Source organism: Chromohalobacter sp. HP20-39, assembly GCF_033052815.1.
In the GTDB taxonomy this organism is placed as follows: Bacteria; Pseudomonadota; Gammaproteobacteria; order Pseudomonadales; family Halomonadaceae; genus Chromohalobacter.
The window spans coordinates 1-254 of sequence record NZ_JAWHTP010000916.1 but is presented as its reverse complement, the minus strand read 5'-3'; the positions used below and the strand labels follow the sequence as shown (position 1 = coordinate 254).

Below are 254 nucleotides of genomic sequence, written 5' to 3'. Positions count from 1 at the left end.
CCGGCCACGAATGCCTGCGGCGACACCAGGCGCGTCACGCCGTTGACGGTGTCCAGCCAGTACACCCAGTCACCAAACAGCAGCTTAAAGGCGTAGCTGTCGATGCCAGCCGTAGCCTTGGTGCTGGTCGCATTGCTGATCGTGTCGCCGGCCGGGCCGACGCCGATCATGTAGATGCCCTCGGACAAGCCGAAAGTGACCTGCGTTGCCCACGTAGTCGAATCCGAGCAGTCGGCCAGCATCGCCACCGAAAC

At 63.4% G+C, this 254-nt stretch carries 1 protein-coding gene; it reads right to left on the bottom strand.

Annotated features, from left to right (window positions below; translation table 11 throughout):
- Positions 1-254 (bottom strand): hypothetical protein (locus RVY79_RS20640; RefSeq protein WP_317466469.1); only part of this gene is annotated, 254 nt, incomplete at both ends.